This window comes from Pseudomonas sp. Marseille-Q5117, from assembly GCF_946901175.1.
Lineage (GTDB): Bacteria > Pseudomonadota > Gammaproteobacteria > Pseudomonadales > Pseudomonadaceae > Aquipseudomonas > Aquipseudomonas iranensis.
The window spans coordinates 309583-322671 of sequence record NZ_CAMPPP010000003.1; the positions used below are offsets into that span (position 1 = coordinate 309583).

The 13089-nt window shown below is 59.1% G+C and carries 14 protein-coding genes and 1 pseudogene; 11 read left to right on the forward strand and 4 right to left on the reverse strand.

The features are described from left to right. Positions 1-131: 131 nt before the first annotated feature. From OC605_RS07300 to OC605_RS07320, 5 genes and pseudogenes are all read left to right on the forward strand, one after another. A pseudogene (locus OC605_RS07300) lies at positions 132-1535 on the forward strand (phosphomannomutase/phosphoglucomutase); the annotation flags it as partial. A 17-nt stretch (positions 1536-1552) separates the two neighbouring features. Next, positions 1553-2458 (forward strand): acetylglutamate kinase, encoded by a 906-nt coding sequence (argB, locus tag OC605_RS07305; RefSeq protein WP_016772548.1) that lies wholly within the window; start codon positions 1553-1555, stop codon positions 2456-2458. A gap of 208 nt (positions 2459-2666) precedes the next feature. Beyond that, positions 2667-2897 (forward strand): hypothetical protein, encoded by a 231-nt coding sequence (locus OC605_RS07310; RefSeq protein ID WP_016772547.1) that lies wholly within the window; start codon positions 2667-2669, stop codon positions 2895-2897. 18 nt (positions 2898-2915) lie between these two features. Further along, on the forward strand, positions 2916-3488 hold the full coding sequence (locus OC605_RS07315) for a hypothetical protein (RefSeq protein ID WP_262136597.1): 573 nt from the start codon (positions 2916-2918) through the stop codon (positions 3486-3488). Beyond that, a complete protein-coding gene (locus OC605_RS07320; protein WP_122506222.1) occupies positions 3475-3858 on the forward strand; it encodes a hypothetical protein in 384 nt (127 codons plus the stop codon). Before OC605_RS07315 ends, OC605_RS07320 begins: the two co-directional genes overlap by 14 nt. 139 nt (positions 3859-3997) lie before the next feature. On the opposite strand, the gene pyrE is transcribed toward OC605_RS07320, so the two are convergent. After that, the gene (pyrE, locus tag OC605_RS07325; RefSeq protein WP_076564544.1) at positions 3998-4642 is read right to left on the reverse strand and encodes an orotate phosphoribosyltransferase; all 645 of its coding nucleotides are present in this window, start codon (positions 4640-4642) and stop codon (positions 3998-4000) included. A gap of 82 nt (positions 4643-4724) precedes the next feature. On the opposite strand from pyrE, the gene OC605_RS07330 reads away from it, so the two are divergent. Next, positions 4725-5504 carry an exodeoxyribonuclease III gene (locus OC605_RS07330; protein ID WP_016772543.1) on the forward strand — a complete coding sequence of 260 codons (780 nt, stop codon included), beginning with the start codon at positions 4725-4727 and terminating at the stop codon, positions 5502-5504. 65 nt (positions 5505-5569) lie between these two features. On the opposite strand, the gene gltS is transcribed toward OC605_RS07330, so the two are convergent. The 3 genes from gltS to rph all read right to left on the reverse strand — a co-directional run bounded on the left by gltS (position 5570) and on the right by rph (position 8265). Then, entirely contained in the window at positions 5570-6778 is a 1209-nt protein-coding gene (gene gltS / locus OC605_RS07335) for a sodium/glutamate symporter (RefSeq protein WP_262136598.1), read from the reverse strand. A gap of 370 nt (positions 6779-7148) precedes the next feature. Continuing rightward, complete coding sequence (locus OC605_RS07340; RefSeq protein ID WP_016772541.1) at positions 7149-7517, reverse strand: DUF4870 domain-containing protein; 369 nt, start codon at positions 7515-7517, stop codon at positions 7149-7151. A 25-nt stretch (positions 7518-7542) separates the two neighbouring features. After that, a complete protein-coding gene (rph, locus tag OC605_RS07345; RefSeq protein WP_024014799.1) occupies positions 7543-8265 on the reverse strand; it encodes a ribonuclease PH in 723 nt (240 codons plus the stop codon). 268 nt (positions 8266-8533) lie between these two features. Between rph and OC605_RS07350 the strand changes: the two genes are divergently transcribed. The 5 genes from OC605_RS07350 (at position 8534) to OC605_RS07370 (ending at position 13030) form a co-directional block, all read left to right on the forward strand. Beyond that, positions 8534-9397: a YicC/YloC family endoribonuclease gene (locus OC605_RS07350; protein ID WP_016770639.1), complete on the forward strand. Its 864-nt coding sequence runs from the start codon at positions 8534-8536 to the stop codon at positions 9395-9397. A gap of 12 nt (positions 9398-9409) precedes the next feature. Then, complete coding sequence (gene gmk / locus OC605_RS07355) at positions 9410-10030, forward strand: guanylate kinase (protein ID WP_133335669.1); 621 nt, start codon at positions 9410-9412, stop codon at positions 10028-10030. Between the two features lie 168 nt (positions 10031-10198). Continuing rightward, positions 10199-10462, forward strand: a complete 264-nt coding sequence (gene rpoZ / locus OC605_RS07360; protein WP_008030604.1) for a DNA-directed RNA polymerase subunit omega — start codon at positions 10199-10201, stop codon at positions 10460-10462. Positions 10463-10519: 57 nt separating this feature from the next. Beyond that, entirely contained in the window at positions 10520-12625 is a 2106-nt protein-coding gene (gene spoT, locus OC605_RS07365; RefSeq protein WP_007920338.1) for a bifunctional GTP diphosphokinase/guanosine-3',5'-bis pyrophosphate 3'-pyrophosphohydrolase, read from the forward strand. 24 nt (positions 12626-12649) lie between these two features. After that, positions 12650-13030, forward strand: coding sequence for a RidA family protein (locus tag OC605_RS07370; RefSeq protein WP_014340863.1), 381 nt, complete (start codon positions 12650-12652; stop codon positions 13028-13030). Positions 13031-13089: the final 59 nt, after the last annotated feature.

The window sequence follows — 13089 nt, forward strand, 5'->3', positions numbered from 1 at the left end:
CACGCCAGCCGGGGCGTCATGGCCCTTTCATAGCACGAACTCTCTGTGGAAAACGCCGTCATACCCTTCAGTTTGAGCCTGCCGTCGAACATTTCGCCGGTCTGTCCCGCCCTTTTCGAGATGGAGCATGCCCACAGATGAGCACCCCCGCCAAAATCGCCCCGAAGCTGCCTGACAGTATTTTCCGCGCCTACGACATTCGTGGCACCGTGCCGGAATACCTCAATGGTGAAACCGCTTACTGGATCGGCCGTGCCATCGGCTCGCAGAGCCTGGCCCAGGGCGAACCGAATGTGTCGGTCGGTCGCGACGGCCGCCTGTCCGGCCCGGAGCTGGTCGCGGAACTCATTCGCGGCATCGCCGAGAGCGGTTGCCACGTCAGCGATGTCGGCCTGGTGCCAACGCCAGCGCTGTACTACGCGGCCAACGTGCTCGCCGGCAAGTCCGGGGTAATGCTCACCGGTAGCCACAACCCGTCGAACTACAACGGTTTCAAAATCGTCATCGCCGGCGACACCCTCGCCAACGAGCAGATTCAGGTGCTCCACGAGCGCATCAAGAACAATGACCTGAGCAGCGGCCAGGGCAGCGTCACCCAAGTCGAAATCCTCGACCGCTACAACACCGAAATCGTCCAGGACATCAAACTGGCCCGCCGCCTGAAAGTCGTGGTCGACTGCGGCAACGGCGCGGCCGGCGTGATCGCCCCGCAACTGATCGAAGCGCTGAACTGCGAAGTCATCCCGCTGTTCTGCGAAGTCGACGGCAATTTCCCTAACCATCACCCGGACCCGGGCAAACCGGAAAACCTTGTCGACCTGATCGCCAAGGTCAAGGAAACCAACGCCGATATCGGCCTGGCCTTCGACGGCGACGGCGACCGCGTCGGCGTGGTGACCAACACCGCCAGCATCGTCTACCCGGACCGTCTGCTGATGCTGTTCGCTCGCGACGTAGTGGCGCGTAACCCGGACGCGGAAATCATCTTCGACGTTAAATGCACCCGCCGTTTGGTGCCGCTGATCAAGGAATACGGCGGTCGGCCGCTAATGTGGAAGACCGGTCACTCGTTGATCAAAAAGAAAATGAAACAATCCGGCGCGCTGTTGGCCGGCGAAATGAGCGGGCACATCTTCTTCAAGGAGCGCTGGTTCGGTTTCGACGACGGCATCTACAGCGCCGCACGTCTGCTGGAGATCCTCAGCAAGGAAAAATCCACTGCGGAAGAGCTGTTTGCGACCTTCCCGAACGATATTTCCACGCCGGAAATCAATATCCATGTGACCGAAGAGAGCAAATTCAGCATCATTGATGCACTGCACGATGCTCAGTGGGGCGAAGGCGCCGACCTGACCACCATCGACGGCGTGCGGGTCGATTACGCCAAAGGCTGGGGCCTGGTGCGCGCATCCAACACCACACCGGTGCTGGTGCTGCGCTTCGAGGCCGATGACGAGGCTGAATTGCAGCGCATCAAGGATGTGTTCCACGCCCAACTGAAACGCGTTGCACCTGATCTCCAACTACCGTTCTGATCCACCCGGAGCCCTGAATGACCCTCGAACGCGAAGCCGCCGCCAACACTGCCAAGGTCCTGTCCGAAGCGCTGCCTTACATCCGACGCTATGTCGGCAAGACCCTGGTGATCAAATACGGCGGCAACGCGATGGAAAGCGAGGAGCTGAAAACCGGCTTCGCCCGCGACATCGTGCTGATGAAAGCCGTGGGCATCAACCCGGTGGTCGTGCACGGTGGCGGCCCGCAGATCGGTGACCTGCTCAAGCGCCTGTCGATCGAAAGCCATTTCGTCGACGGCATGCGCGTTACCGACGCGGCGACCATGGACGTGGTGGAAATGGTCCTTGGCGGTCAGGTCAACAAAAGCATCGTCAACCTGATCAACCGCCATGGCGGCAGCGCCATCGGCCTGACCGGTAAGGATGCCGGGCTGATTCGCGCGAAGAAGCTCACCGTCTCCCGTCAGACCCCGGAGATGACCCAGCCGGAAATCATCGACATCGGCCACGTTGGCGAAGTCGTCGGCATCAACACCGAACTGCTGAACCTGCTGGTCAAAGGCAACTTCATCCCGGTCATCGCGCCGATTGGCGTCGGTGAGAACGGCGAGTCGTACAACATCAACGCCGACCTGGTGGCGGGCAAGGTTGCCGAAGCGCTGAAAGCTGAAAAGCTGATGCTGCTGACCAACATTGCCGGCCTGATGGACAAGTCGGGCACCGTGTTGACCGGCCTGAGCACGCAGCAGGTCGACGACCTGATCGCCGATGGCACGATCTACGGCGGCATGCTGCCGAAGATCCGCTGCGCTCTGGAAGCGGTTCAGGGTGGCGTAGGCAGTTCGTTGATCATCGACGGTCGTGTGCCGAACGCGATTCTGCTGGAAATCTTCACCGATACTGGCGTGGGCACGCTGATCAGTAATCGCAAGCGTCCTTGATGGCTGATCGCTGAAAGCAAAAGATCGCAGCCTTCGGCAGCTCCTACAGGGATTTCGCACACGCGAGAATCCGCTTTGTAGGAACTGACGAAGGCTGCGATCTTTTTTGTGCGCGCAGGAAAAGCCTGACTCGACACAGCGAAACGTCCGACATCCCTTCAGAATAAATCTCCCTAGGATCTTCCTCTCATCCAACGGAGATTCACTCATGCAGAAAGATTACGTTCCCTACGGCAGCGATGTTTCAGCAGGCACCTACGAATGCGTGGACTGCGGACATCGTTATTCCAATCAAGCCAAAACCTCTATGCCGCCCTGCCCGCAGTTCAGGAAAACGGCGCATGTCCTGAACGGTTGGAAAACCCTCACCGGCCAAGGTGACGCCCCACAAGATCCGTACCCGGAAAAATCCGAAAAGCCGGCTGCCAGCAAAAAATAATCCCGGAGCGCCTGAGCCATGCAGATCTCGTTCACGATCGACGCCGACGCTTTCGAGCAGGAACAGAAGGAACCGGTGAAAAAGACCTTGCGCATCGGCGACGCTGAAATCGCCCATGCGCTGGAGCGCATCGCCAAGGCCAGCCTGACCGAATACCTGAAAATGCTGGTCGAGGGCGGCATGCCCAGCCGGGCGGACGAAGCCAAGCAGGATCGCCTGCTGTATCTGATTCAGAGTTACTTCGGGCAAACCCTGCCGACCGAATCGCAGATCTCGACAATCTTTCAGCTGACCCAGAGCCAAAGCAAAACCCTGCTGAAAAACACCGTTTCGCGTTTTCGCAACCAGCTCGACGACATCCTGCAGCACAGCATGCGCGCCGTAATCGAGTCCGCCGAACATGCGCAAAACGTGTTTCTGGTGGTGATCAGCTCGGACGTGATCCGCGATGAATTGAACATGCTCATCACCCAGAACGAGCCGACCTTCAAACCCATCACCAAACGCAAGGCCAGCGCCGGGCAATTCGAGATCAGCGAAGATTCCCACGCATTGCTCTGTGCAACGCTGGGTCTGAATGCCGTTCAGTGACATCGTCGCGGTCAGTGGCTTGCTGCTGACCCTGACCACGTTCATGTTCAATCTGGCGTGGCCGGCGCTCAATGAAGCGCTGGCTGAAGATGAATTTCAAAAAGGTTCGCAGGCCCGCAAGCGCAGTCGAGACAAGGTGATGGCTGCTTTCTACTGGCGAGCATTGCCATTGACGTGTGCTTTTGTGGCGCTGTTTTACGTTAACTTGCCGGCAGCAGTCGGGATCATGCGCAGCAGCACGCTGGACCTGTGGGATTTCGATGTGGATCGCACGCTGTACGTGATGGTGGTTGTAGCGCTGCTGGTTTTTGCGCTGGTGAACGCTGCATTGGCGCTGAGACTGCTGATGAAATGGCGAAGCCTGCGTTGATCGCCAACAAAAAGACCCGGCTCAGCCTGACTGAACCGGGTCTTTTTGCTGTGGGAGCGAGCCTGCTCGCGAAAGCGTAATTTGCCTCACATCGCTGACAGGTGACGGCCATTCGCGAGCAGGCTCGCTCCCACATTGGTCAAACGCCAAATTGGGCGCGGTACGCTTCCACGGCTGGCAGGTGCTGCTTGAGCTGCGGATCGTCGGCGAGGAATTCCAGCACCTGATTCAGCGAAACAATGCTGATCACCGGGATGCCGAAGTCGCGCTCGACTTCCTGGATCGCCGACAGTTCGCCGTTGCCGCGCTCCTGACGGTTCAGTGCGATCAGCACACCAGCGGCCTTGGCGCCGTCCTGGGAAGCGATGATCTGCATCACTTCACGAATGGCGGTGCCGGCGGTGATCACGTCGTCGATGATCAGCACGTCGCCGGTCAGCGGCGCGCCAACCAGGCTACCGCCCTCGCCGTGGGCCTTGGCTTCCTTGCGGTTGAAGCACCATGGCAGGTCACGGTCGTGATGTTCGGCCAGCGCAACGGCGGTCGTGGCCGCCAGCGGAATGCCCTTATAAGCCGGGCCAAACAGAACGTCGAAGGAGATGCCGCTCTCGGCGATGGCGGCGGCGTAGAAACGCCCAAGCTGCGCCAGGGCCGAACCTGAGTTGAACAGGCCGGCGTTGAAGAAGTAGGGACTGGTGCGCCCGGACTTCAGGGTGAACTCACCGAAGCGCAAAACGCCGCGATCGATGGCAAAACGAATGAAATCGCGCTGATACGCTTGCATGAAAAAAACCCCAAATACCACGGATTTAGCTAATTAGCTTGACGCCGTGTATCATACACGCACGCGATTTTTGGGGCCATTTATGCGGATCATCAGTGTGAACGTCAATGGTATTCAGGCGGCAGTCGAGCGCGGTTTGCTCAGTTGGCTGCAAGCCCAGAATGCCGACGTCATCTGCCTGCAGGACACCCGTGCCTCCGCCTTTGAACTGGATGACCCAGCCTTCCAACTGGATGGCTACTTCCTTTATGCCTGCGATGCTGAAGTCCCTGCCCAAGGCGGCGTGGCTTTGTATTCGCGGTTGCAACCGAAGGCTGTCATCAGCGGTCTCGGTTTCGAGACGGCCGACCGCTACGGGCGCTACCTGCAAGCAGACTTCGACAAAGTCAGTATTGCCACCTTGCTGTTTCCTTCGGGGATGAACGGCGATGAGGACTTGAACCAGAAGTTCAAGCTCATGGACGATTTCGGCAAGTACCTGGACAAACAGCGACGCAAACGTCGCGAGTACATTTATTGTGGCTCGCTGTACGTTGCGCAGCAGAAACTCGACATCAAGAACTGGCGCGACAGCCAGCAATCTCCAGGCTTCCTGGCGCCGGAACGCGCCTGGATGGACGAGATTGTCGGCAACATGGGCTATGTCGATGCGCTGCGCGAAGTCAGCCGCGAAGGCGACCAGTACAGCTGGTGGCCGGATAACGAACAGGCCGAGATGCTCAATCTGGGCTGGCGTTTCGATTATCAGATCCTGACCCCGGGCCTGCGTCGCTCGGTGCGCAGTGCACGCCTGCCGCGTCAGCCACGGTTCTCGCAGCACGCGCCGTTGATCGTCGACTACGACTGGACGCTGACCATCTAAGCGTCCTCGCAGCCAAAAAAATGCCCGCATCGTGAGATGCGGGCATTTTTTATGCGCCGTGCTTTCTAGACGGCAGCGAAGAATGGCAAGGCCAGGTACAGCTTGATCACGATGACGTTAACGATATCGATGAAGAACGCTCCTACCATCGGCACTACCAGAAACGCGATCTGCGATGGCCCATAGCGCTGCGTCACCGCTTGCATGTTGGCAATCGCCGTCGGCGTGGCGCCCAGACCGAAGCCGCAATGTCCCGCAGCCAGCACTGCGGCATCGTAGTTGCTGCCCATCACCCGGAACGTCACGAAAATCGCGAACAGAGCCATGACCAGCGCCTGCACGGCCAGGATGATGAAGATCGGCAATGCCAGCGCCGCCAGATCCCATAATTTCAGCGACATCAGCGCGATCGCGAGAAACAACGAGAGGCTGACATTTCCGAGCACGGAAACTTCACGCTCGAACACCTGATACAAGCCAAGTGCTGACAGACTGTTGCGCAACACCACACCCACAAACAGCACGCAAACAAACGTCGGCAGTTCGAATGCAGTGCCGTGCAGCAAACCATTCAAAAGATTGCCCACGAGCAGGCTGACGGCAATCAGCGCCAGCGTCTCGACGAACGAAAACGGCGTGATCGAGCGTTCCTTGTTCGGCTGTTCAAAACCTCTTGGCAGTCGCGGCGCTTGCTGGGGACTGCAGCCCGGTACTTGCACGCGCTTGATCAGCAACCGGGCGACGGGCCCACCGATCAACCCGCCCAGCACCAGACCGAACGTCGCTGAGGCCAGCGCCAGCTCCGAAGCCGAAGCCAGGCCATATTTCTCGCTGAACACCGCGCCCCATGCAGCGCCAGTGCCGTGACCGCCAGCGAGCGTGATCGAGCCTGTCAGCAAGCCCATCAAAGGGTCGAGCCCGAGCAGGGTTGCCAATCCGATGCCCATGGCGTTCTGCACCACCAGCAAGCCAATGACCGCCAGCAGGAAGATGCCGACGATGCGCCCGCCCTTTTTCAGACTGGCAAGGTCGGCACTCAAGCCAATCGTGGCAAAGAACGCCAACATCAACGGTGTTTGCAATGATGTATCGAAGCGGACTTCTATATCGAAAGTGCGCAATATCAACAAGAGCAAGGCAACCACCAGGCCGCCCGCTACCGGTTCAGGAATATTGTAACTTCGCAGAAAGCCGACACGCGTAACAAGCCCGCGTCCGAGCAGTAGTACTAAAGAAGCGGCCACGAGCGTGCCGTAGAAATCGAGCTCAATCATGTGGATTATTCTTGGCTGAGTATTCACGAGGCGAGCGTTTACCTGGGCTCGACGGGTGAACCGGCTGATTTTATCAACACTGATTACTGGGGAATTCAAGTGCCATCGATGGCCTGAACATATCGGAATGTTTCAACCGAAACATTACATTGGGCAACTTTAACAACCCGCTCGCGTCAATAACAAGAACGAGAATAAGCACGTGGTCGATCAGTTGTGACCAAAGATGTAATGAAGAAATATCAATAAATAAATGCCAAACCGCACATCGACAACAGAGTAGTCCTACAACAAAGACCAATTATTGAGTTGCACAAATAAAAATGCCCCGATAAGTCGGGGCATTTCCATATAGCGATACAACAGACTGTTACTTGATCAGTCGCCAAGTGAACGGATATCTGTACGGGAAACCTTCGTTGGCTTTGACCCCTGCAATGATCGTCAGGACCAGTGCGGCGATCGCCAGCAAGCCAAACAGGAAGAAACCAATGATCAGCAGCATGAGCAGGAAGCAGATCATCGAGGCAATGGCGACAGTGATCTGAAAATTCAGCGCTTCTTTGCCCTGTGCATCGATAAAAGGGTCCTTCTCGCGCTTCATCTGCCAAAGGATCAGCGGCCCGATCAGATTGCCGAACGGAATCCAGATCCCCAGCAAGGCGGACAAGTGACAGAACATCGCCCACTGGCGAACCTCCTGGCTCGGTTTGGGCAGCAACTCTTGCTCATCACTCATCACGTCCTCCTTGTGGTCAAAAACCTCAGTCGGCCAGCGCAGCCTTCTGCAATTCGAAGATTTCGTTCATGCCCTGCTTGGCCAGTTCCAGCATGGCATTGAGCTCGTCAGGCTGGAACGGCGCGCCTTCAGCGGTGCCCTGCACTTCGATGAAGCCGCCGGTGCTGGTCATCACCACGTTCAGGTCGGTTTCAGCTGCAGAATCTTCAAGATAGTCCAGATCCAGCACCGGCTCGCCCTGGTACATGCCGACCGAGACCGCACCGATCATCTGCTTGAGCGGGTCACCGCCTTTCAGGCCGCCGCGCTTCTTGATCACTTTCAAGGCATCGACCAGCGCAACCATGGCGCCGGTGATGGACGCGGTGCGAGTGCCGCCATCGGCCTGGATCACGTCGCAATCGACGTACAGGGTCACGTCGCCGAGCTTGGACATGTCCAGCGCTGCACGCAGGGAACGACCGATCAGGCGCTGGATTTCCAGAGTACGCCCGCCCTGCTTGCCACGACTGGCTTCACGCTGGTTACGCTCGCCGGTGGCGCGCGGCAGCATGCCGTACTCGGCAGTCAACCAGCCCTGGCCCTGGCCTTTGAGGAAGCGCGGCACGCCGTTCTCGACGCTGACAGTGCAGATGACTTTGGTGTCACCGAATTCGACCAGTACGGATCCCTCGGCGTGTTTGGTGTAGTTGCGGGTGATGCGGATCGAGCGGAGCTGATCGGCAGCGCGACCACTTGGACGTTTCATAGGGATACCTGTACTGAGGACGGAAAACTGCCGAGCATTATAGAGCGCCGCACCGCGAGTGGGCACTGGTTAAAACCGCCGGCCGACGACCGAAGCCCCCCAAGCGCGCATAACCGACGGGCTGCAGCGCTTTGTCACACCGTGTGTTTGGGCGCATTCGCCGCACTGCGCTACAATCCTGCGCCTTTGCTGCCAGTCGGCTTAAATTCATTGAAATCGCGCCTGCGAAACAGCGTTTCGCGCCGATCTGCATTGCGAGGTCACCGCCATGGTGCACAGCATGACCGCCTTCGCCCGCGTCGAGAAAGCCGGCGTTCAGGGCACCCTGAGCTGGGAACTGCGCTCGGTCAACAGCCGCTATCTGGAACCGCACCTGCGCTTGCCCGAATCGTTCCGCGACCTCGAAGGCGCCGTGCGTGAAGCGCTGCGTCAGGGCCTGTCGCGGGGCAAACTCGAATGCACGCTGCGCTTCACCGAAGAAAGCACCGGCAAACCGCTGCAAGTGGACCGCGAGCGCGCCGCGCAACTGGTGGCCGCTGCGGAAACCGTTGCCGGGCTGATCAAGAATCCGGCTGCGCTGAATCCGCTGGAAGTGCTGGCCTGGCCCGGCGTGCTGGTGGCCGATGCGACCGACCCGCAAGCGCTGAATGCCGAAGCGCTGGCGCTGTTCAATCAGGGCTTGAAGGATCTGAAGGCTGGCCGCGAGCGCGAAGGCGCGGAGCTGGCTCGCTTGATCAACGACCGCCTGACTTCCATCGAAGAAGACGTGGTAACCCTGCGTGAACTGGTGCCGCAGATGCTCGCCACCCAGCGCCAGAAGGTCCTCGATCGCTTTGCCGATATGAAGGCCGAGCTCGACCCGCAGCGCCTGGAACAGGAAATGGTCATCCTCGCGCAAAAAAGCGACGTGGCCGAAGAACTGGATCGCCTGAGCACTCACATCATCGAAGTTCGCCGGGTGCTCAAGTCCGGTGGGGCCGCCGGGCGGCGTCTGGACTTCCTGATGCAGGAGCTCAACCGCGAAGCCAACACACTGGGCTCCAAAGCCTTCGACCCGCGCAGCACCCAGGCCGCCGTCAACCTCAAGGTGTTGATCGAGCAGATGCGCGAACAAGTGCAAAATATTGAGTAAGGCTACCCTGACATGACCCAACACACCGGCACCCTGTACATCATTTCCGCGCCATCGGGCGCGGGCAAGAGCAGTCTGGTCAAGGCGTTGACCGACGCCGATGCGGAGATCCGCGTTTCCGTTTCGCACACCACCCGCGCCATGCGCCCGGGCGAAGTGGACGGCGTGAACTACCACTTCGTAACCCGCGAAGAGTTCGTGAAGATGGGCGAGCACGGAGACTTTCTTGAGCGCGCCGAAGTCTTCGGCAACTTCTACGGTACCTCGCAAAGCCGCCTGCAGCAAACCCTGGACGAAGGTCACGACCTGATTCTGGAAATCGACTGGCAAGGCGCCGAGCAAGTGCGCAAGCTGATGCCGCAGGCGCGCTCGATCTTCATCCTGCCGCCGTCGCTGCAAGCCCTGCACCAGCGCCTGACCAACCGTGGCCAGGACAGCGACGAGATCATCGACGGCCGCATGCGCGAGGCGGTCAGCGAGATGAGCCATTACGTCGACTACGATTACCTGATCATCAACGACGATTTCGCCCACGCGCTGGACGATCTGAAAGCGATTTTCCGCGCCAATCAGCTGCAACAGAAACGCCAGCAAGTGCGTTTCGGCAAATTGCTGGCTGAATTGCTCGGCTGAAACAGCACTTCCCAAAATGCCTGCAAGCGCTTTACATTGGTGCTTGCAGCGCGTTGAAGGGTCTGGTCAAAAAATCAGCGCTTCCCTAATCGCTGGTGATTTTTTAAACTGCTCAGTCCGCTCGCCCAACCGGGCAGCGCGCATATTGCATTCGCTCCGAGGAATACCATGGCCCGCGTAACCGTTGAAGACTGCCTAGAACACGTGGAAAACCGCTTTGAGCTGGTCATGCTCTCTACCAAGCGTGCCCGTCAACTGGCCACCGGCGGCAAAGAGCCATTGGTGCAGTGGGAAAACGACAAGCCGACCGTTGTCGCGCTGCGTGAAATTGCTGAAGGCCTGATGAGCTACGAGTTCATCGCCGAGCAGGAAATCGTCCAGGATGAACCGCTGTTCGCAGCGTTCGAGGACGAGTCGAACGAGGCCGTCTAAGCCTATGCCTGGTCGACGTAGCACGGCGCGGGGTCACAGCTTTCGGCAGGAATCATCATGCCGAGCATAGACGCCCTCGCCGATCGCTTATCGACCTACCTCGGCAACGACCAGGTCAACCTGGTCCGCCGAGCGTATTTCTACGCCGAACAAGCCCATGACGGTCAGCGCCGTCGCAGCGGTGAGGCGTACGTCACGCATCCTCTTGCCGTGGCCAATATTCTTGCCGACATGCACATGGACCATCAGAGCCTGATGGCCGCGATGCTGCATGACGTGATCGAAGACACCGGTATCGCCAAGGAAGCGCTGCAAGCGCAGTTCGGTGAAACCGTGGCCGAACTGGTCGACGGGGTCAGCAAACTGACCCAGATGAATTTCGAGACCAAGGCCGAAGCCCAGGCGGAAAACTTCCAGAAAATGGCCATGGCCATGGCGCGCGACATCCGGGTGATCCTGGTCAAGCTCGCCGACCGTCTGCACAACATGCGCACGCTGGAAGTGCTGTCCGGCGAAAAGCGCCGGCGCATCGCCAAGGAAACCCTCGAGATCTACGCACCCATCGCCAACCGGCTGGGCATGCACGCGATCCGCATCGAATTCGAAGACCTCGGCTTCAAGGCCATGCACCCGATGCGTTCCGCGCGGATCTACCAGGCGGTCAAGCGCGCCCGGGGCAACCGCAAGGAAATCGTCAACAAGATCGAAGAATCCCTTGGTCACTGCCTCGCCATCGACGGCATCCAGGGCGAAGTCAGCGGTCGGCAGAAACACCTCTACGGCATCTACAAGAAAATGCGCGGCAAGCGTCGGGCCTTCAACGAAATCATGGACGTCTACGCGTTCCGGATCATCGTCGACAAGGTCGATACCTGCTACCGCGTATTGGGTGCTGTGCATAATTTGTACAAACCGTTGCCAGGGCGTTTCAAGGATTACATCGCGATCCCCAAGGCCAACGGCTATCAGTCGCTGCACACCACGCTGTTCGGCATGCACGGTGTACCGATCGAGATCCAGATCCGCACCCGCGAAATGGAAGAGATGGCCAACAACGGCATCGCCGCCCATTGGCTGTACAAATCCAGCGGCGACGAGCAGCCGAAAGGCACGCACGCCCGCGCCCGCCAGTGGGTCAAAGGCGTGCTGGAAATGCAGCAACGCGCCGGCAACTCGCTGGAATTCATCGAAAGCGTGAAGATCGACCTGTTCCCGGACGAGGTCTACGTGTTCACGCCCAAAGGCCGAATCATGGAGCTGCCAAAAGGCTCCACGGCGGTCGATTTTGCCTACGCGGTACATACCGACGTCGGCAACAGCTGCATCGCCTGCCGCATCAACCGTCGTCTCGCGCCGCTGTCCGAACCGCTGCAAAGCGGCTCCACGGTCGAGATCGTCAGCGCCCCCGGCGCCCGGCCGAACCCGGCGTGGCTCAACTTCGTCGTTACTGGCAAGGCGCGCACGCACATTCGTCATGCGCTGAAGCTACAGCGCCGCTCTGAGTCGATCAGCCTCGGCGAACGCCTGCTGAACAAGGTGCTCAACGGTTTCGACAGCTCCTTGGAGAAGATCCCGGCAGAGCGCGTCAAGGCAATGCTTACCGAGTACCGCCTCGAACTGATCGAAGACCTGCTCGAAGACATCGGCCTGGGCAACCGCATGGCCTACGTGGTCGCCCGCCGCCTGCTTGGCGAAGGCGAACAACTGCCAAGTCCGGAAGGTCCGCTGGCAATTCGCGGCACCGAAGGCTTGGTGCTCAGTTATGCCAAGTGTTGCACGCCGATCCCGGGCGACCCGATTGTCGGGCACCTGTCGGCGGGCAAAGGCATGGTCGTGCACCTGGACAACTGCCGCAACATCAGCGAAATCAGGCACAACCCGGAAAAATGCATCCAGCTCTCGTGGGCCAAGGATGTCACCGGCGAATTCAACGTCGAGCTGCGCGTCGAGCTGGAACATCAGCGTGGCCTGATCGCCCTGCTGGCCAGCAGCGTCAACGCGGCCGACGGCAACATCGAGAAAATCAGCATGGACGAACGCGATGGTCGCATCAGCGTCGTGCAGTTGGTGGTCAGCGTTCACGACCGTGTGCACCTGGCCCGCGTGATCAAGAAACTGCGCGCCTTGACCGGGGTGATCCGCATCACCCGCATGCGTGCATAACCTGCCTATTACAAGGAGTCCTACATGACCAAAACCGTCATCACCAGCGACAAGGCCCCGGCCGCCATCGGCACTTACTCCCAGGCGATCAAGGCAGGCAACACCGTTTACATGTCGGGCCAGATTCCTCTGGACCCGAAAACCATGGAACTGGTCGAAGGCTTCGAAGCCCAGACCGTCCAGGTCTTCGAGAACCTCAAAGCCGTGGCCGAAGCCGCCGGCGGTTCGTTCAAGGACATCGTCAAACTGAACATCTTCCTCACCGACCTGAGCCACTTCGCCAAGGTCAACGAGATCATGGGCAAGTACTTCGACCAGCCATACCCTGCCCGCGCCGCCATTGGCGTGGCCGCCCTGCCGAAGGGTGCGCAGGTTGAAATGGATGCCATTCTGGTCATCGAGTGATGCGCACGGCGCGGCCTGCACGCCGCGCCGACTGCCGCAAGAAAAGGTTTTGAAAGGAT